The 20,493-nt window shown below is 47.0% G+C and carries 18 protein-coding genes; 14 read left to right on the forward strand and 4 right to left on the reverse strand.

The genetic code is table 11. The features are described 5' to 3' along the window. Positions 1–307 precede the first annotated feature (307 nt). Positions 308–568 (forward strand): hypothetical protein, encoded by a 261-nt coding sequence (locus LEPBO_RS0122130; protein WP_026148828.1) that lies wholly within the window; start codon positions 308–310, stop codon positions 566–568. Positions 569–731: 163 nt separating this feature from the next. Here LEPBO_RS0122130 and LEPBO_RS0122135 read toward each other — a convergent pair whose 3' ends face one another. Continuing rightward, positions 732–1,358 (reverse strand): DUF3611 family protein, encoded by a 627-nt coding sequence (locus LEPBO_RS0122135; RefSeq protein WP_026148829.1) that lies wholly within the window; start codon positions 1,356–1,358, stop codon positions 732–734. Positions 1,359–1,873: 515 nt separating this feature from the next. Between LEPBO_RS0122135 and LEPBO_RS40255 the strand changes: the two genes are divergently transcribed. From LEPBO_RS40255 to LEPBO_RS0122190, 11 genes are all read left to right on the forward strand, one after another. Continuing rightward, complete coding sequence (locus LEPBO_RS40255; protein ID WP_017289769.1) at positions 1,874–5,272, forward strand: ATP-binding protein; 3,399 nt, start codon at positions 1,874–1,876, stop codon at positions 5,270–5,272. Positions 5,273–5,604: 332 nt separating this feature from the next. Beyond that, entirely contained in the window at positions 5,605–6,516 is a 912-nt protein-coding gene (locus tag LEPBO_RS0122150) for an AraC family transcriptional regulator (RefSeq protein WP_017289770.1), read from the forward strand. 32 nt (positions 6,517–6,548) lie between these two features. Continuing rightward, positions 6,549–7,466 (forward strand): helix-turn-helix domain-containing protein, encoded by a 918-nt coding sequence (locus tag LEPBO_RS0122155; protein ID WP_017289771.1) that lies wholly within the window; start codon positions 6,549–6,551, stop codon positions 7,464–7,466. Positions 7,467–7,689: 223 nt separating this feature from the next. Then, on the forward strand, positions 7,690–8,274 hold the full coding sequence (locus LEPBO_RS37925) for an AbfB domain-containing protein (RefSeq protein ID WP_017289772.1): 585 nt from the start codon (positions 7,690–7,692) through the stop codon (positions 8,272–8,274). 190 nt (positions 8,275–8,464) lie between these two features. Beyond that, on the forward strand, positions 8,465–9,379 hold the full coding sequence (locus LEPBO_RS41145; protein ID WP_071596182.1) for an AbfB domain-containing protein: 915 nt from the start codon (positions 8,465–8,467) through the stop codon (positions 9,377–9,379). A gap of 47 nt (positions 9,380–9,426) precedes the next feature. Next, entirely contained in the window at positions 9,427–9,975 is a 549-nt protein-coding gene (locus LEPBO_RS0122170) for a hypothetical protein (protein ID WP_017289775.1), read from the forward strand. 115 nt (positions 9,976–10,090) lie between these two features. Beyond that, positions 10,091–10,972 (forward strand): hypothetical protein, encoded by an 882-nt coding sequence (locus LEPBO_RS0122175; protein WP_026148830.1) that lies wholly within the window; start codon positions 10,091–10,093, stop codon positions 10,970–10,972. A gap of 65 nt (positions 10,973–11,037) precedes the next feature. Continuing rightward, complete coding sequence (locus LEPBO_RS45095; RefSeq protein WP_017289777.1) at positions 11,038–11,220, forward strand: globin family protein; 183 nt, start codon at positions 11,038–11,040, stop codon at positions 11,218–11,220. A gap of 9 nt (positions 11,221–11,229) precedes the next feature. Then, entirely contained in the window at positions 11,230–11,538 is a 309-nt protein-coding gene (locus tag LEPBO_RS45100; protein ID WP_017289778.1) for a globin domain-containing protein, read from the forward strand. Between the two features lie 521 nt (positions 11,539–12,059). Beyond that, positions 12,060–12,329 carry a DUF2171 domain-containing protein gene (locus LEPBO_RS0122185; RefSeq protein WP_017289779.1) on the forward strand — a complete coding sequence of 90 codons (270 nt, stop codon included), beginning with the start codon at positions 12,060–12,062 and terminating at the stop codon, positions 12,327–12,329. A 228-nt stretch (positions 12,330–12,557) separates the two neighbouring features. Beyond that, a complete protein-coding gene (locus LEPBO_RS0122190; RefSeq protein WP_017289780.1) occupies positions 12,558–14,357 on the forward strand; it encodes an AAA family ATPase in 1,800 nt (599 codons plus the stop codon). Between the two features lie 103 nt (positions 14,358–14,460). On the opposite strand, the gene LEPBO_RS0122195 is transcribed toward LEPBO_RS0122190, so the two are convergent. Next, positions 14,461–16,074, reverse strand: a complete 1,614-nt coding sequence (locus LEPBO_RS0122195; RefSeq protein WP_017289781.1) for a cyclic peptide export ABC transporter — start codon at positions 16,072–16,074, stop codon at positions 14,461–14,463. A gap of 84 nt (positions 16,075–16,158) precedes the next feature. On the opposite strand from LEPBO_RS0122195, the gene LEPBO_RS0122200 reads away from it, so the two are divergent. Together LEPBO_RS0122200 and LEPBO_RS0122205 are read left to right on the forward strand one after the other, a co-directional pair. Continuing rightward, positions 16,159–17,511 (forward strand): sensor histidine kinase, encoded by a 1,353-nt coding sequence (locus LEPBO_RS0122200; RefSeq protein WP_017289782.1) that lies wholly within the window; start codon positions 16,159–16,161, stop codon positions 17,509–17,511. Positions 17,512–17,652: 141 nt separating this feature from the next. Beyond that, complete coding sequence (locus LEPBO_RS0122205; protein ID WP_017289783.1) at positions 17,653–18,327, forward strand: carbonic anhydrase; 675 nt, start codon at positions 17,653–17,655, stop codon at positions 18,325–18,327. Positions 18,328–18,383: 56 nt separating this feature from the next. Here the strand turns inward: LEPBO_RS0122205 and LEPBO_RS0122210 are convergent, their stop codons facing one another. Further along, positions 18,384–19,190 carry an AIM24 family protein gene (locus tag LEPBO_RS0122210; protein ID WP_017289784.1) on the reverse strand — a complete coding sequence of 269 codons (807 nt, stop codon included), beginning with the start codon at positions 19,188–19,190 and terminating at the stop codon, positions 18,384–18,386. A 43-nt stretch (positions 19,191–19,233) separates the two neighbouring features. Continuing rightward, on the reverse strand, positions 19,234–20,490 hold the full coding sequence (locus LEPBO_RS0122215; protein WP_017289785.1) for an ABC transporter permease: 1,257 nt from the start codon (positions 20,488–20,490) through the stop codon (positions 19,234–19,236). Positions 20,491–20,493: the final 3 nt, after the last annotated feature.

The following is a 20,493-nucleotide window of genomic DNA, read 5'->3' on the forward strand; positions in this document are numbered from 1 at the left end:
CGTCGATCGACCTTTTCTCCTCGACAAAACTTCTTCGAGGTCGCTGACGAACAATCTTCTCCTGCCAATTTCTCTTGACTTAATCCTTGATGAGTCAGTGCATGAGCAATTTGCTCAACTCCTGTTGGACATGCTTGAAGCGATCGACTTGCCATACTCTCTCACCAGCACAATGCCACAATTTTACACATCTCATTCAAAGTTATCCGCAAGTCAACCCAAACTCATCCAGACGATAACCCTTGTAGAGCCTGAACTTCAAATCGATCTCGCTGATAGTAAGAGTGTTAGTTACAAACTGATGATTATGCACAAATCGACACCTTCTCTCTTTCAGCAGGTTTTCTTCACCGTCGTTGCGTTCACGCTGCTATCCGGTGGCGGAGCGATTAGCATCGCGAGTCAACCCGAACTCACTCCAGAACAGTCTCGTATTCTCGAAACGCTTGACACAACTTGGAAGATTGGCATCGGCAAAATTTTTGGACTGCTTGGTAGTCAAACACCAACATTGCTCAATCCAAAACATGAGACAGATGAGGATGAGGCAAATGAATCACATTCTTAGTCTGTCTTTGCTCTAGAGAATCGCAAACGGGCGCAGGAAGGGGTAGATTTCTTGCGTCCTCTTTTTTGAGAACTACAATCGAGACTGCAAATGCTTAGATATCTGGATCAAAGCGATTTACGATCGCTCAGTCAATTTTTACTCTAACGATCGTCCGAATCAACTACTGGCGATGGAGCCAGTTTGCTGTGGCGACAGATGCGATCGTGCCGAGAAAATGTGCGCTGATCCCAATCATATTTGCCATTGCAACGAGCACATCTAAGGGGCGGATGATGCGAGTGGGATCATAGATGGCGACCCCTTGCGGTTGAGCGATCGATTTAGAGAGTAAGACTCCCATTGCTGCACCTCCGCCAAGAATTGTAAGCCCCATGCCAATAAATCCCGCAATGATTCCAATTCGCAGAATTCGCATTACTTCACTTTTTTTGGGATGAAGTTCTGGGTTTGGATTGCGAAGGCGACGCGCGAAACGAAGTTGACGGAATGCAAGATAAGCCGTAAACAGCAACGCGATGATGCCACAGACCGCCCAAAATATGCCAATGCCTAGTCCGGGAGTCGTTGCATTCTGAAAACCTCTGCCGATAGCTATCCCTGGGACAGCAGGAGCAACAGCTTGATTAAAATTCCGTCCAGCGATCGCAAATAGCAGCATCACGCCAGCCACAATTCCAAGCCCAAGCTGTGTGATAATGCCGACCCAGCCAATTAAACGAAGGATCTTACCAATTTGCTCTAACTTATGAGAGAGGGAGTCATGGTCGATCGCGGTTGGAGTTTGCATTTTCATCCTCCTCGAAATGTGTGCTATCCGCAAACATAATTCAAACTCAAACAACAAACGACCTTCCCTAGCCCGATATTCAATGGCTTAATTCTCAAAGCTAGTCCAGTCCGTAGTGATTCTCATGGATGCTTCATCTAACTCAAGTTAGATTGATCAAGCAACAGGAACTAGCTTAAAAATGCTATATCATCATCTCAATAAAAAGCCTGGGTCAGATTTCACAGTCGGAAAACGCTACCTGAGATGGCTTTGCGTGCCTCGAATAAGTTCTGCTAGCTCTGCTTCTCTCGTTGGATAGATGACTACTTCTGCCATTTGGTAGAAGTTAAGAGAGATGCTTTTTCTGTCTGATACCATTTTTTTATCACTATGCAAGTTGCCCGACTTCATCAAATCAATTTTTTAAAACAGCCCGACATCAATTCTTTCAATCGTCAACAGTCGCAGTTTACAGAACTGGCTCAAGAGCAATTTACTGATGTTGAGGGGGGCAAAATCTTGCAGAAGAGTGTATGAACCAACAGACCGATCCTTACCACGATCACTCTTCTCCAGAACAAGCGCAACTGATGCTCATCGAGCAAAATCGGCTCTTAAAGTTAGTTGCATCCGGTCAGCCGTTGGAAACTTGTCTGACTGAGGTTTGTCACTCGATCGCTCAACTTAATCCTGGGACTCACGCTTGTTTTTTGATTGCCGATGCACAACGGGTGTCTTTTTTGCAGGTGATTGCGCCCAACCTGCCTGCTGCGTTTCGGCAAAGACTCGAAGGTGCTCTGATCAATGAATTCTGTATTGGAAGCTTCGGCGACGCGATGTATCGAGGTCAGCCCGTTTCCTGTCCTGAAATTGCCAATGACGATCGCTGGTCTTCGGAATGGCGATCGCTCTGTGTTGCTCACAATATCCTGGCGTGTCATTCTGAACCTCTCATAGGTCTCAATCATCTACCGTTCGGGTTGCTGATGTTATGTTTTGAACAAGCACGGATACGAACAGATTGGGAGTTTCAACTTGCCCAGTTTAGTACTCAGATTGCGAGTATCGTATTTGAGCGAGATCGAACCGACCTTGTTTGTCAAGACCGGGAAAAACAGTATCGCACGCTGTTTGAATCGATCGATGAGGGCTTCTGCATTTGCGAACTGCTGTTGAATCAGAATGGTGAACCTCAGGACTATCGACTTCTAGAAGTCAATTCTGCTTTTGAGAAATTAACAGGGCTAGAGCAAGCGACAGGGAAAACGGCACGAGAACTGGTTCCCAATCTTGAGGATTTTTGGTTAGAGACTTATGCTCAAGTTGTCCAGACAGGCAAGTCGATTCGATTTGAGCAGGAATCGATCGCGCTCGGTCACTGGTTTGATGTTAACGCTTTTCGCATCGGTGAGCCACAGCGCCATCAGTTCGCGTTGTTGTTTACGAACGTTACTGAGCGCAAACAGGCCGAAAAACTTTCACGTCAAGCGACCGAAATCGAGACATTTCGGGTGTCCTTAGTCGATGCGCTCCGTCCGCTTGCGCATCCAGTTGAAGTTCAGGCAACAGCGAGCCGAATGCTGGGTGAATATTTGAATGTCACTCGCGTCGTGTACTTCGAGGTTCAAGGCGCAGATTATGTCGTTGAGCGCGATTACGTGAATGGTGCAGATGCGCTGGCAGGTAGATACGCGATCGAATCATTTGGAGAAAAGGTACTCAAGGCTTACCGTGCTGGGCAGACAACTTCTGCATCTGACGTGACCGCCGATCCAAATTTGTCTCCAGAGCAGCACTCCGCGTATGCCGCGATTCAGATCAAGGCTCACATTGGCATACCGCTGATCAAAAATGGTGAGTTTGTAGCAGGGCTGGCAGTGCATAACGCTACTCCGCGAGTGTGGTTGCCCCAGGAAATTGCTCTAGCCGAAGAAGTTGCTGAGCGGACTTGGGCGGCGGTTGAACGTGCGAGTGCTGAAGCTGCCTTGCGTAATGCACATAAGCAACTAGAATCTGCTTTGGCGGCGGGAGCTGTTTATACCTGGCGCTGGAACATTCCTGCTTATCGAGTCATCATCGATGCGAAGTTTGCCCGATTGCTTGACATTGATGCTGCTGTAGCTACCACTGAAGGACTCCCGATTGAAACGTTCATCAACTGGATGCATCCCGACGATCGCGTTCTTGGCTTCGCTGCCCTTCAGCAGGCAATCACAACGGGCGAAGCGTACACCTCTGAATATCGCGTTCAGCTTGCCACCGGAGAGAAACGGTGGTTCACAGCACGCGGTCAGGTTGAGTATGATGCTACAGGCAATCCCATTGCATTACTTGGCGCACTTGCCGATATGACGGTTGCGAAGCGTCTTGAAGAGAGCCGCAGACGGGCAGAAGAAGACCGCGATCGCTTCTTTCAATTGTCTCAAGACATGCTAGCGATTGTGCATATGGACGGGTACTTTCTCCAGACGAATCCAGCCTGGGAAACCACGCTCGGCTATACGTTACCCGAGCTAACTGCTCAGCCTTACATTGAGTTTGTGCATCCTGACGATCGCGCGGCAACTGTGGCTGCAGCAGACCTCATTGCTCAAGGAATTCCACTGCATGAGTTTGAAAATCGGTATCGTGCTCGAAATGGCTCTTACCGTTGGATATCCTGGAGCGTTGCTCCCTTTATCGAGCAAAAGCTCATGTACTGTGTGGCGCGGGATATGACGGATCGTAAATCAGCCGAAGTAGAACGCGAACAATTACTTCAGCAAACTCAAGTTGCGAAGGAAGCTGCTGAAACTGCAAACCGGATTAAAGATGAATTTCTTGCGGTTCTATCTCACGAACTACGATCGCCGCTGAATCCGATTTTGGGCTGGACGAGGATGCTACAAACTGGCAGATTAAATGCGCCTCAAACGCAGCAAGCGTTAGCCACGATCGAGCGGAATGCCACACTGCAAGCTCAATTGATTGAGGATCTACTTGATATCTCCCGCATTTTACGCGGCAAACTCGTCTTAAATGTTGTTTCTGTTGATTTAGCAAGTATTATTCGAGCCGCGCTGGAAACAATTCGATTAGCCGCAGAAGCAAAAAATATTCAGATCCAGACAATGTTTGAGGGAACAAGATGGCGAGTTTCTGGGGATGTTGCTCGGCTCCAACAAGTGGTTTGGAATCTTTTGTCGAATGCGGTGAAGTTTACGCCTGAGCAAGGACGAGTTGAAATTCGCCTAAGCGAAGTTGGGCATCACGCGCAAATCGAAGTCAGTGATACCGGAAAAGGCATTTCTGCGGAGTTCTTGCCTTATGTGTTTGAGCGGTTTCGGCAAGAAGATGGCTCGACAACGCGCCAGTTTGGCGGATTGGGCTTAGGGCTTGCGATCGTACAGCAAATTGTCGAATTGCATGGTGGAACTGTCAACGTTAGTAGTCCTGGAGAACATCAAGGAGCAACGTTTACGGTTACGCTGCCCTTGGAGCAGATCGAATCGCCAAGCTTGCCCAATTCATCTGAATTGTTTGCTATCGCCCATGCTTCTCTGGTCGGTATCCATGTGCTGATTGTGGATGATGAGCCAGATGCGCGCGATTTTCAGGCGTTTGTGTTGGAGCAACGAGGAGCGATTGTAACCGTTGTAGACTCTGCGATCGCGGCTCTACAACAATTGAATCAAGTCATGCCTGACGTTCTTCTCAGTGATATTGGTATGCCCAATATGGATGGGTATACGCTGATGCAACTGATCCGATCGCGTCCTCCGGAGCAGGGAGGGATGATTCCAGCGATCGCGCTTACAGCCTATGTCGGAGAATTGAATCAGCGAAAAGCAATTGAGGCTGGATTTCAGAAACATTTTGCAAAGCCAGTCGCGCCAGATTTATTAATTCAAGCGATCGCTGATTTAGTCAACATCTCCAACTCTTCTGCTTAGCAAAGCACACCACTATTGGTGATGAAAAAGCTGTTCGTATCTGCTCAACTTGATTGTTAGCTAGCTCTGCTGAAAGTCTTTGATTCGTCCTGGAAGATTGTAGATAGCTCAAAAATACGCAGAACGTGATAAGTGAGAACATTAGTTGAAGCGCGAGAGATTGGTGCGCGAGGGATTTTAGACCAACATTACAAGTTTTGCAACATTTTTGTCATCAATGTAAAGTTGAATAGGATAGTAATATAGTCTGAGCAATTTTAGGTTAAAGGAGAAACGGGATCGCATCGGTGAGAGGGCGTTGATCAGCTATCAACTATTACCTGGAGATGATAATGTCTGTAAAGCAACCTTTGGTTATTGACTATGTGGATCTGCCTAAGTCTTTGCCCAATCCGCCACTTTTAACCAGTTTTCAAGCAGGTTGGAATAACATTCAACTTGCCCATTACTGCCAACCGTCGATCGATTTGCCTGAAGCATCAAGCTCTCAGCACATGATTTTTATTGTACTCGGACATCAAGCATGTGATTGGGAATTTAGCTCAGAGGGTCGTTTTCAAACAATTTCATATCGAGAAAAAGACCTTGCAGGTGGTTGTATTGAAATCGTTCCTGCTGATCTATCTTATGGAGCGCGTTCTATTTCGATTGTGCAATCAATCGAGTGGATTCACTGCTATCTAGAACCAACATTTCTAGCTCAGATTGCCCATGATTCGGTAAACCCTGATCTCGTCGAACTGGTGCTGACATGGAAAAAAACTGACTTATTGATTCACCAGATGGGACTAGCACTCAGGGCAAGTTTAGAAGAGGATGGAGCAGGCAGTCGTTTCTATGCCGATTCAATAGTAACGGCAATGGCGGCTCATCTATTGCGCAATTATTCCACCCGCAAGCATTGTTTTCGAGACTATGAGGATGGGTTGTCGAAACAAAAGCTGAGGCAAGCAATCGAGTATATCGAGGCACATTTGGGCGAAGATATCTCTCTGAGTGACATTGCAACTGAACTGGGAATAAGCCAGTACTATTTTTGTCATCTGTTTAAGCGATCGACAGGCATTTCACCGCATCAATTCTTAATTCGTCAGCGAGTCGAACGAGCAAAGCGTTTACTCAAGCAGTCAGAACGAACGATTACATCCGTTGCACTAGAGTGCGGCTTTGCGAATCAAAGTCATTTTGCCCGGTGTTTTCGTCAATGCATTGGGGTGAATCCGAATCAGTTTCGCAAGTCATAGCATCATCAACTTCTACTTAAAGGAGACTGGTAATGTCTGCAAATCAACATTTGGCGACTGACTATGAGAATTTGCCCAGGTTTTTTCCCAATCCACCTCTGCTAACCAGTTTTCAAGCGGGTTGGAGTAGCATTCAACTTGCCCATTACTGCCAACCATCGATTGATATCCCTGAAGTATCCAACCCTCAGCACTCCATCGCTATTTCACTGGGACATCAACATCAAGGATGTGATCTGGAATTTGTTTCAGAGGGGCGTTTACAGACGATCTCCTATCATGAAAAAGATTTTGCAAGGGGTTTTATTGAGATCGTTCCCGCTAACTCACCTTGCGGAATCCGTTCGATTTCGACAACTCAATCAATTGAGTGGATTAACTGCTATCTAGAACCGACATTTCTCGCTCAGATTGCTTATGAATCAGTTAATCCTGATCGAGTCGAGTTGTTGCTGACACGGAAAAAAGGCGATGCCTTAATCCATCAGATTGGTCTAGCACTCAGGGCAAGTTTAGAAACGGTCGGGGTTGGCAGTCGTTTATACGCCGATTCAATGGCAACAGCAATGGCGGCTCATCTAATCCATTATTACTCTACTCGCAAGCATTTCTTTCGAAAACATGAAGATGGGCTATCGAAACAAAAGCTGAGGCAAGCGATCGAGTACATTCAGGCACATTTGGGCGAAGATATCTCTCTGATTGACATTGCAACTGAACTGGGAATGAGCCAGTACTATCTTTGTCATCTATTCAAGCGATCGACAGGCATCTCACCCCATCAATTCCTGATTCATCAACGAGTCGAACGAGCAAGGCTTCTGCTCAAGCAACCAGAACGAACCGTTCTATCAGTTGCACTAGAGTGCGGCTTTGCGAATCAAAGTCATTTTGCCCGGTGTTTTCGTCAATGCACTGGAGTGAATCCAAACCAGTTTCGTAAGTTATAGCAAGATTATGTTCTAAGTTCGCAAGAAAAGGTGCGACTTCATTGAAGGGATTGGCTAAAGTGATTGCAATAGGGGAAGCAACTTAAATAGCTTACCACCTATATCAAGGCGATCACTTGTTTAAGGATGCTATTAATCTGGCAATGCTAAGTTGCGAAAAGGAGTCCAGAATTTTTAGGGGTTCCAGTTTCAAAAGTGCAAAGTCTACTGTTAAGGAAACGTTATGTACTTGAACTCTATTCTAAAAGGTCTGATTGTAGGTTCAGCAATGTCCTTACCGTTGCTCCTGCCAAAGCTGAGCTATGCCCAACCAGCCCAGCAGCTTAGTTCTTTCAGCTCGTTAAACTATCCTGATCGTTACATTCGCCATCAATCCTTCTTGGGTTACATTGCTCCAATTGTTGCAAGTGACAAACTGGGCAGAGAAGATGCAACGTTTCGACTTATTCCAGGACTAGCAGGCAGATGTCGATCGTTTGAATCTGTCAACTATCCAGGTCACTTTTTGAGACACCAGAATTATCGATTGAAGCTGACAAAGCAGACTGATGATCAGCTTTTCAAGGAAGATGCTACGTTTTGCATTGTACCGGGGCTTGCCAATTCTGAAGCTTACTCATTTGAATCTGTTAATTTTCCCAAGCACTACATACGGCATTCCAACTTTGAACTTTGGCTGGTTAAATCTGACGAAAGTCGATTGTTTAAGCAGGATGCAACATTCTTCATCTCACGTCCTCTGACGATGTATCCTCCTTCAGTACCAATTGACCCAGGAACCAACCTTATTCCAGCGGAGCCAGAATAGCCCCAATTCTCTAAAGTAGGCTAAAAAAGCCAAGTTTGATGAACAGCAACTATGCCTAACTAAGCGCTGTAGAGAGAAGCCGCAAAAAGTACAGTGCCCTTTAGCTTAGTTGGTTAAGTGAGAGATATATCGTTACGAACTGGTTATCGTCTTTAAAGCCCGGCATGAAGAAATTTGGGGGAAATACGCGATGTCAAACTATTGTCATTTCTACTGCATTGTTTCTATTAAATTCATTGCGATTCTGGCTGCCTCGGTTGCAATCCCCTCAACCTCGGCGATCGCACAAGAATGCAACAGCGTATCACTCTGGGAGCAAAACTCCTTTTCCTCGTTAAACTTTTCTGAGCGTTACATTAGACATTCTAGTTTTCTTGGGTACCTTTCCGACCCAAGATTACCTAACCCGAACACCAAAGTTGAGTTTGAAGACGCGACCTTTGACGTTCTGCCAGGTTTCTCATGTCGGCAGAACATCCCAAGTGTATCAATCAGATCGAGAAACTATCCAAAACGCTGGATGCGTCACTCGTTCTGGCGTATTCGTTTCGACGAATATGATCAAGGTGCACAACCATCGGATCTATTTAAAAAAGACGCATCCTTCGAGATGGTGCCAGGCTTAGCAGGACAATGCGTTTCGTTCAGATCTGTCAATTATCCCGATCGATATATCAGACACCGCAACTTCGAGTTGTGGTTGGACGTTCTGGAGAACACGGATCTCTTCCGTCGCGACGCGACGTTCTGCAAGCAGCCTCCACGCGCGGGATATTACCGGGCAACGGACGAATCCTCGAAACCGCCTGACACGCCACCAACTATTCCAACTATTTCAGTCTCCTTGCCTCAGTCCCAAACCTTTCTCGTACAAGGCTCTGGGTTCTTGCCAGGAAAGCAAGTTGCGATCAGAATCGCAGATGACGCACTTAACCCTAATCTGTTCTACTACACGACAGCAACCGCGAATGGGTCGATCAATATGACGCTGTCTATCCCGTGCAGTCCAGGTCGGCTGTATTTCTCCGCAAATGATGGTCGTCAAAATTCCAGCGATCGCACGGGCATGTTATGGAGCAATACTGTGACGCTTTCCTGTCAATGAGGTGCAGCGATCGTGGAAGAGTCTCAACATTCATTTGGGAGTTCGTTATGTTATCTAGAAATTTACAGGTATCGAAGCGCCGATTGTTGTTATTTGCTGGAAGCGTATTCATTGTTCAATCGATCCGCCCACTGAACAAGGCGATCGCGAGTCTCAGCGTCAGCCAAGATCGACCCTACTGGCGCTTCTGCAATAAGTGCTACGTGATGTTCTACACCGATGCCGAAACGAATAGCTGTGCAGCGGGTGGAACCCATTCAGCACAAGGTTATAAATTCCGCCTGCCCTTTGGCGGCTCAGAAACACCAACCAGACAAAGAAGTTGGCGTTGCTGTAAAAAATGTCAAGCGATGTTTTTCAATGGCTACTCAAGAAAAGGGATCTGTCCGGCAGGTGGAGGTCATGTGGCAGATCAGACGTTTGCTTATGTTCTCCCGCATGACGTTCCAGGCACACCCACAGCTCAGACAGATTGGAGATTCTGTAATAAATGTCATGCCATGTTTTTCGACGGATACTCCGATAAGGGACAGTGTGCAGCAGGTGAAAGTCATGTGGCACAAGGATACAATTTTGTTCTGCCGCACTCACGCTAGGCAAACATATTCAGCACTGTTACTCCACATTCCCAGATGCCTCTATAAGCGTATACAGACGCACTAATCAAATCATTTGCTAGCTCACAATTGTCAAGGAGTTGAGTGATACCTTATGTCTAGAAGAGTGAGTTTTAGAATTGCGTCACGCTTCTCGGTTGCCGTCAGGCTCAGTCTTGCCTTTGCGTCTACGCTTTTCGTTGTAGCTGATCCGTTGGAAGTACAAGGTCAAATTCTCCGACCAAAAGTGCCTATTCCTCGTGAATTAATTACTCTCCCAGAGTACATGCGACCTGGGCAGCATACGTTATCGCTCGATGTCGCACAAAGTCTCTCACGAGCTATTGATAAACGATACAAAGATGTGCCAGTTATCGGACTACTCATTGGGCGTGGTGTAACTTGCGTACCTATAGGCAAATTTCCAGGTCATCTCTCTGGCACGGTTGGTTGGGGTCAAAGCGAATGGGGCGATTCTCCATGTATGGCTGCTGTTCTTCAGCTTGCTGTGAATTTTGACACGACGAAGCTAGATAAAATTCCAGTGAAAGTGATCGATCGAGCCATCCTTACCTATGACGAGTCTGCAGCACCGATTTGTCCACTGGTATATGGGGGACCCAATGCCTGTTGGCAAAGTGGTCAAGGGATACCGGAGGACAAACCCGACGGTTGTGCAGTTGTCCGAGTGCCCAGCGTTAATTGGGCAGAAACAGTTCCGCCGTCAGGACTAATTCCTTATGCAGGAGCCTCGCCTGCGGTAAATCGCATCTCTGCTCGCGAATGGGATGTTACAGAACCAGTTCGTTGGCAGAAAGGAAGTGCAGCACCTCTAGGTGCTAGTCCAACTTATGGTTTTCTTCTTTCGGGTGGACCATCACTCGATCAATTAACAGCCGAGGATAACACCGTGTGCATCTCAGCCCTTGCAAATATCAAGCTGCATGTTACATACACTGTCCCGCCAGAAGGTGAACCTTTCCGAGCGCCAAGATAGCGCGATCGCAGCGGCAATAATTGGCAGAATCTGACGATATTCACTCCAATCAGAGGAGAATTTGAATGATGATTAGTCAAAAAACGATCGAAATCGTGAAAGCAACTGCACCAATCCTGAAAGAAAAAGGTGAAGAAGTTACTCAGCGAATGTATCAAATCACTTTTGAAGAGCGCCCTGACTATAAACGCGGCTTTGAGACTACTTGGATGCAGCATCTCGATGGGGGTGGGCAAGCACATAAATGAGCTGCCGCCGTGTATGCCTATGCGACTCATATCGATCGTCTAGATGATTTAGCGGCAGCAGTAGACCATATTGTTTATCGTCATGTCGCAACTCGGATTCTGCCTGAGCAATATCCACTAATTGGCGAAAAGTTGCTACAGGCGATGAAGGATGTTTTGCAAGATGCTGCAACGGATGAAGTGATTGCAGCTTGGGGTGAAGCCTATGATGCTTTAGCAACTCTCTTTATTCAAAAAGAGCAGGCAATCTATCAACAAGAAGATCAAGCACTTACCGAGCGATTAGTGAGAACTAACAACGCGAGTCTGTTAAGCTAACAAGGCTCTTTTTTGGCAATTAGGGGGAGCGCTAATATAAATTAGGACAGAAGGTTGATTCGGGCTGTAATCCTATCTATGCAGTAGATTTTGGGTCGGTTATCGACAGAGCGGTTGGAACACAGGTTAGCAATCCACACTTGCATGATAAACCTGTTGTCTTAATCTTGACGAGGAAGACAAACCTCATGCGGTTGCTTACAGTCGATCAGGACATATATTAGAGATGATAGGTGGGAAAAGTTAGCTGCCAAGATGTTGGAGTAGTGAACGAAGATTTATTTCTGCGTTGAAATATGTCTGTTCCTGCTCACGTATGTCGTTAGGCAGAACGGCTCAATTTTTCAAGCAAAAATTGACCACCTAAAGTCGATCAACGTGCGGCTGGACTCAGACTTAGGACACAATCGAATCTCTCTTTGAGAAGAAGTATATGTGGAGAGAGCAGATTAGGATTCCATTCAGTTTATCTCGACATTTCAAATTCAAATTTCAAAGAGAGAATGACCGAGGACACAATCATGGATATTTCTAAGGTCTATGCAGATTTAGCAGTTTATGCCGAAGGACCTGGCGGACTAGAGGGCGCGTCAGATGTGCATTTTGGAACAGTAGAGCAAGTTGAAGCTGGAAAATACATCAAACTCAAAAAGCTCGATTCTCCAGATGGGCGATCGCATTGGCTTCCGATCAGTTGGGTTCGCGCAGTCGATGAAAGCGCAGTATTTTTGAACAAAACTGCCGATGAAGCTCTCGCCGGATTGATAAATGAAGCCCCGACCGAAGGTTAGTTGATTCGTCTTAGAGAACTTAGATAGCTTTCAATTGTAAGTGACGTTGAAAAGGATAGGGAGAAATCTGAGCCTGAGTTCTCCCTATCCCCACCTCTTTCTCAAATTTATTTTGGCGTATTACCAGAAGCACACTAGCCTCTCACGAGAACGTAAAGGGTTGTATCGCACAATCCACAAGTGTCTGTTCTCAGTCTCTATACTGGAGACATTAGGTGGGCAAGACAGATGGATGATTTATTCCAAGAGATTGAAGCACTGGTTGATCAAGGCTTTGAAGGATTGCTAGATATTGTGCGAGTGATCGAAGGACGAGAGCCGAGAGAGCCTGAATTTCGCGTGAACCAGCCCGAAAATGTCGATCGCAGCTCCCCAACTGATGAAAGGCAATCTTTCTTTAGCGAAAATACAGTTCTGAGTACACCATCGAGCGAGGAGAGTGTACAGCCGACCCTTGCAGGTGTAGGGGGATTGTCTAGCGTACTGCGAGAGCTACGCGAACTTGTCGAGCTTCCGCTCAAGCGTCCTAATGTATTAGCCGCTCTCGGATTAGAACCGACGACAGGCGTGTTGCTGACAGGACCACCCGGAACTGGAAAAACTCTCACTGCACGTGCTTTAGCCACAGATCTCGATGTGAACTACATTGCGATCGTGGGTCCAGAAGTCATCGGAAAATACTACGGAGAAGCCGAATCTCGACTGCGCAGCATTTTTCAAAAAGCAGCACGGTCTGCTCCTTGTATTATCTTTATCGACGAAATTGATAGTCTTGCTCCCGACCGTTCTAAAGTCGAAGGCGAGGTCGAAAAGCGGGTCGTGGCGCAACTCTTGAGTCTAATGGATGGGTTTGCTAAGACAAAAGGAATTATTGTCCTAGCTGCAACCAATCGCCCGGATCATCTTGACCCTGCGTTACGTCGTCCAGGTCGGTTCGATCGAGAGATTGCATTCCGTGTGCCTGATCGCGGTGGGCGCTTAGAAATTCTTGAGATTTTAACGGCAATGATGCCCCTGCACGAATCCGTGGATCTCAATGCGATCGCGGATTTATCTGGAGGTATGGTTGGTGCAGATCTCAAAGCACTCTCTCAAAAAGCAGCTTACTTAGCACTGCGGCGACTGTTGCCGAGCTTGGATAGTCCGATGCCTGCACAGATGAGTGTGACGCAGGTTGATTTTCTAGAAGCAATTCGACACATTAAGCCTGCGGTACTGCGATCGATTGAAATCGAAGCACCGAAAGTTACCTGGGATGCGATCGGCGGACTGGATCACATTAAACAAACGCTACAAGACTCTGTAGAAGGCGCATTGCTCTATCCTGAACTGTATGATCATACTAAAGCGAAAGCACCACGCGGAATTTTGCTATGGGGCGAACCTGGAACAGGTAAAACGCTTTTGGCGAAAGCGGTTGCGGCTCAAGCTCGGGCAAACTTCATTGCAGTGAATGGACCTGAATTGCTGAGTAAATGGGTTGGAGCCTCAGAACAAGCAGTGCGAGAACTTTTCACAAAAGCGCGTCAGGCATCTCCCTGCGTTGTTTTTGTCGATGAAATTGATACGCTTGCGCCAGCACGCGGGAGATATCAAAGCGATTCAGGAGTGAGCGATCGCGTTGTCGGTCAACTACTCACAGAACTCGACGGCTTGCATGACTGTACGAATGTGCTCTTCGTCGGAGCCACAAATCGCCCGGAAACCCTCGATCCTGCTTTACTGAGAGCAGGACGATTAGATTTGCAACTCAAAGTAGATCTCCCCGACCACATGAGTCGCCTCGCTATCTTGCACGTGCATAATCGCGATCGCCCGTTGGAGGAGGTAGAGTTGGACTCATTCGCTGCCCAAACAGAAGGCTGGAATGGGGCTGATCTAGCGCTGTTAAGCAATCAAGCAGCATTAGAAGCAGTGCGCCGCTATCGTACTCAAGGCATGAATGATCCGACCTGTTTGAGGATTACAATGGATGACTTTACGATCGCCTATCAACGGCTTTTGCTTCAGCGCGAAATGGCTCGTTAACTGCTTGTGAGCTTAGGAATGAGATCGAACCTGATCCCTGAAACGTCTTTACAGCTTATAACCAGAGAGCTTTTTTACATCCTCGATTGTCTTTAAACATCCTCTAAGGATGTTCTGAAGTCACGCGATCGTATTCTACCTTGCCGTAATCGAGCTTGATCACACGATCGCTAAATTGAAAATAATGATCATCATGACTAATCACCCAAACCGTTTTACCCCGATGCTTTAATTTCGGCAAAAACTCGGTGTAAAACAGTTCTCGGAAGATTGGATCTTGATCCGAAGCCCATTCGTCGAACAAATAGATCGGACGATCCTCCAAGTAAGCCGTCAACAATGCCAACCGTTTTCTTTGACCTTGCGACAGTTCCGTGGTTGATAATCTTCCATCTACAACCTGAACTTTGTGTTCAAGCTGTAACTGCTGAAGATAGCGCTGAGCATCCTCGTCAGACGCATCTAAGCCGAGTAAGCGATCGAATAAGTAGAAGTCAGCAAACACTGTTGAAAAATGCTGTCGATACCATTCTCGATTGTGCTCAGTAATCGGTTCGCCATCGAGTAAAATCGTGCCAGTTTCGGGCGCATATAATCCCGTTAAAAGCTTAGCGAAGGTAGATTTTCCGCTGCCGTTACCACCAACGATAAATACAATCTCGCCTGCATTCAATGTTAAATCGATCGTGCCTAAAGTAAACTTCGTATCTTCAGACTGATAGTAGCTATGCGTCACACTTTTCAGTTCTAAGCGGTTCCACGTCTGAACGGTACTGGGAATCGTTGTAGACTCGGCTTTTTGCTTCAAGGACAAACCTAGCATGTCGATCTTTTGCAATGACACACTTGCTTGGCTCAGAATCGGCAATTTCAGCACCATCTTATCCAATGGCAACATCAAATAAGTAAACGTCAAAACATAGCCGGACAAGGTTTCAGGCGGAATCGATACAATACCTGGCAAGGCAAACATCACAAACCCGATCGCAAAAAAGAAGATCAGCTTGCCCCAACTTCCTGCCGACGCAAAGAGCACTAAAGCGTGAATGTTATGCCGACGAAATGACGCGGAAGCGGTCTCTAACTCATCGCGCAGAAACACCTGACGGCGCGGGTAATGCAGCTTCATCTCTTTGATGCCATCGGTAATCGATCGAAAATGCCGAAACAACACATCTTGATCTTCGCGTGCAAATACCATCCGACGACGAGCTTGGTTGAGCATCCATTGACAAGTTGCGAATGCAAAGAAAAACAACCCCATCACCATCGCAAACACAACCCAAGACAGCGAACCAATATAAACAAAACAGCCAACAACTGTCGCCAAATCGATACACAAAAACGGAAACGAAGAAACCGCAGTGGCGACCGCTTGCACATCTTCGGTCAAAGTTGCCATCATGCGCGCATTTCCAAGCTGCTCCAAATGCCGCAACTCCGACGACAAAATTTGTCGGCTTAACTGCAATCTCAATTTAAAGACTGCATCCTGCGCCAACTGAATCAGCACCATCTGCGAAATCACGCTCGTGATCAGCGACACGATCGCTAATCCGACAAATGCCCACGCAATCTGTGACACGGCACCATTGCCCAAGGCGCGGCTAATTAATGCAATTAATCCTGCACTACTCGCCCCGCTCAAAAAACCCGTCAAAATCGCGATCGACACTAATTTACGAGATGAGCGGAACAAAAATGAAATCAATTGCATAGCAGGAGTTAAAAGGGTTCTGGTAAGGTAGACGCAAATTTGGGCAGTGTAGATTTAGCAAGTTTATGGACGATTACCCTTGTGATGACACCATCTACATCTGAGTTTCGATCGAAACTAAACGTTCCCGTGTTGGCTCCCGGAAACGTACAGACAATTCAGCTCGAATCGATGCTACAAGATTTGCCTCTGTATGATTTTGCGGCAGAGTTGGACGTTTTGGGAACGGAGGTGGCTGAGATCTTTGAGCAGCATCCGTTACTCCCAGGGGTAATTTTGACTGAAAATGGGCGCTTTTTGAGCCTGATTTCCCGCCATCGTCTGTTGGAATATTTGCTCCGTCCCTACGGAATTGACCTGTTTCTTGAGAAACCGTTGCGGATTTTACAGAGTTACGATCGCACAGTGCCGCTGATTCTCAGTGGCGACACTCCGATTCTCACCGCTGCCCAACAAGCCTTGCGTCGTCCGTTTGACCGACTGCGCGATCCGATTGTCGTGCGTCTCGGTGCAGATCAATACCGAATTCTCGATCCACATGAATTAAATATTGCCTATTGGCAACTGCGCGGTATTGAAACCCAAGTCAGAATCGAACGCCTCCAGCTTCAAATGCTCCAGAGCGAGAAAATGGCAAGTTTGGGACGCTTGGTCGATGGAGTGTCTCACGAAATTCTCGATCCCGTCAGTTTTATCTGGGGAAATTTGAGTCATATTGCCGAGTACAGCCGCAGTTTGTTGGAAATTATCGGCGCTTACGAGAAATGTATTACGGACGTTCCCCAGAAAGTGATTGATCTCAAAGAAGCGATCGAGTTCGATTATATTCGCGAAGATCTGCCCAAAACGCTAGACAGCATCAAAACTGGAGCCGAGCGTCTCTCCCGTCTTGCCAATAGCTTGCAGAATTTCTGCCATATCGATGAAGTGTATCCGCGTCCAGCCAATTTACATGACTGTCTCGACTCGGTGCTGCTGCTGCTGAAAAGCCGCCTGTCGAGCGACATTCAAGTCACGAAAAATTATGGACACCTGCCGCCAGTGCCTTGCTTCATTAGCCAACTGAGCCAGGTGTTTATGAATATTTTGAATTGTTCAATCGATACGCTGCTGAATCAAGCTGCATACCGAGAACAAAATCCTGACCTAGTAAGCTCTGACGCTCCACAAATTAGAATTTCAACCGAAGTTTGCTCGATCGATGGAACTGGACAGCGTTGGGTTGCGATTCAAATCGCAGACAACTCAAGCGAAATGTCGATCGAAATTCAACGTCAACTCATGCAAGCCTTTTCTACCGAACTCACGAAAGAAACCAGTCTTGCGACAAGTTATCGAATTGTGACAGCAAGACATAGCGGCATCTTCCGAGTTTACTGCGACATTTCACCGAGATTACGGGGCACAGTGTTTGAAATTTTGCTGCCTTTAAACTAGAAAATGCGGAAAAGATGTTTACAAAAATTCGGAAAGTGTTACATTAGCGCTGTAGAAAAGGAAGAATAAAGCCAATCGTCAAGTATGACTTGGCTCTATCGTTCGCAGACTTGCTGACCTCACCGCATTCAGGTAAAGATTATGTCGCTGACCGGATTGATTCAAGGCGTAAACTCGTTTCACAGCAATTACTTCAACGATCACCGAGAATTATTTGAGCGGCTCTCTGGAGGACAATCTCCCGACGTTTTATTCATCACCTGTTCTGATTCACGCATTGATCCCTGTCTGATCACCCAAGCCCAACCCGGTGAACTGTTCGTGATGCGCAATGTCGGCAATATTATTCCGTCTTATGGAGCAGCGAGTAGTGCGGAATCAGCCGGAATCGAGTATGCAGTGCAGGCGTTGGGCATCAAAGACATTATTGTCTGCGGGCATTCGCACTGTGGGGCAATGAAAGGATTGCTGCAAATTGGCACGCTGGCTGAACAAATGCCTGCTGTTTATGACTGGCTCAAACGCCATGGAGAAGCGACCCGTCGAGTCGTACAAGATAACTATGCAGGAATTGAGCCAGAGAAATTATTGAAAATCGCGATCGAACAAAACATCCTCACCCAAATCGAAAACCTTGAAACCTATCCGGCAATTCGCTCCAAACTCCATGCAGGTAAGTTAAACCTTCATGCCTGGATGTATGAGATCGAGACGGGCACTGTATTTGCCTTTAATGCAGAGAAACACCGTTTCATGTTGATGGAAAAGCGATCGTTCCCCGTCCCCGACCCATTAATCACGCACATCGCAAGCTAAAATCTGGAGCACTCCGAGGATGGAAAAGCTCAGAGTGCTTTTCCCACAACAGATCATCAAGTTAAACGAGTCACTCCTAATCCTGCCATTCGCTGATAGACCGATTGCGTCGGAGCAATCCACACGCGCCCTGTTCCTCGGAACGTTTGCAGAAATCCTTCACCACTCGTCATAGCTCCCATCAGAGAGTTCGAGGCTTTCTCCACACTGAACTGAATTCCACTGGTTCGCAACAACGCAAACGACCCATCGACTTGCAGGGTTTCATTCTCTAATGTTAATTCCATAATCTCGCTTAACGGGACAGGAATCCGAAACACGACAATTCCTGTGCCCATCACCTTCGTTTGATAGCGTCCTTCTCCACCTGCAACTCGTGCGCTAAAGCTTTCAACCCGATGCGCGCCAACTTGTATGGAATTCTCACTACAGCAAAACAATCCCTGATCCGCATACAGCGTTTGGTTGTTTAGCTGCATGAACCAGTAATGTCCAAAGGTGGGTTCTAAGTAAATTTCACCCGTGCCACTGTACAACGGCTTGAACATCGTTTCACCCGTACGTGCTGCTGCCAGTGCGCCTTTGACGAGTCCTCCAACCCCTTCTCCCATTCCGGTTGAGCTTTCCATCTCAATCCGACCTTTACTAAATTGCAGTGCTCCCGGTTCTGTGCGAATTCCATCTTTGTCTAAGCGCACTCGTAACTGGCGTAAATGCACGCCTGCTTTGTTCAGAACGTGCAGTTGCTCCGCGATCGCAAGGGTTTCACTTCCCGCCAGTGGTTTATATTCCAACAATTCAAACGTCGTGCCACCACGAGTCACACTATGAACGACGTGAAAAGGCAAATTATTTTCAGTCATAATCCGTTACCTCAGACTGCTCGATTTATCTCAAGAATGCCCCTTACTCACTGCGTAATGCTGTAATCGGATCCAGTCGAGCCGCATTTCTCGCTGGAATTACTCCGGCGACTAATCCCACTCCTAACGCTAAAGTGAGTCCAGCCGCGATCGCGACTCCAGAAATAATGAATGGAAAGCTAAACGCCGTTGAAGCAGCAAACGCTAAGCCTAAACCGACTGCCACCCCGATTGCGCCTCCCATCAGGGAGACTAAAATTGCTTCGGTGAGAAACTGACTCAGTACTGCTTGATTTGTCGCCCCGATCGCTTTTCTGACTCCAATTTCACGAGTTCGCTCGACAACCGAAACGAGCATAATATTCGCGATCCCAATTCCGCCGACAATTAACGAAATCCCCGCGATCGCGCTCACCAATACCGTAAACAATCCCACAACACTACTAAATGTATTAATAATGTCCACCTGATTACTAATCCGAAAATCATCCGGTTTGGGAGGATAGATATTATGTCGAACTCTCAGCAGATTCGTGACTTGAAATTGTGCTGCTTCAAGTTCTTCTTGACTGTTTGCCTTCACCCAAAACCCGCTAATTGCCCGACCATTGAGCGAATTATTTCCCACAATCCGCGCCGACATATTCGTCAATGGGATGTAAACGCGATCGTCTTGATCTTGCCCCCCGACTGATCCTTTTGACTCTGCCACACCGACGACTGTATAGCGCCCATTCTGAATCCGAATATTTGCTCCGATCGCTCGTTCTCCAGATGCAAATAAGGTATCCCGGACTGCACTGCCCAAGACGACCACTGAAGTGGCATTGACCAGATCGTCTTGAGTGAAAAACTGTCCTTCTTGGGGTTGAATTTCTTTGACATCAGGATAGTTCAAATCCACACCCAAGATTGAAGTCGAAGTATTCTGATTGCCATACACAACCTGTCCGCCCCGCTGCAAATAGGCAGTGACTCCTGCTGCTGCTGGAGCTTGTTTCCCCACGGCTTGAGCATCTTCAAAGGTCAATGTACTCGCTGAACCTGCTCCTTGACTGATCCCGCCCGATCGAGCGACCCCAGACAGAACCAGCATGACATTTGTCCCTAATGCCTGAATCTGCTGTTCAGTTGCTTTCTGCACGCCTTGACCAACCGAAGTCACTGTGATCACCGAAGCGATGCCAATAATCACACCGAGCATCGTCAAACTCGTTCTTAATCGGTTGCTCCACAAGGCTTCTACTGCCATGCTGAAGATCTCTAGCAGTGGCACTTGTCTGACTCGAAGTTTTCCCATGGT

This window comes from Leptolyngbya boryana PCC 6306, from assembly GCF_000353285.1.
Lineage (GTDB): Bacteria > Cyanobacteriota > Cyanobacteriia > Leptolyngbyales > Leptolyngbyaceae > Leptolyngbya > Leptolyngbya boryana.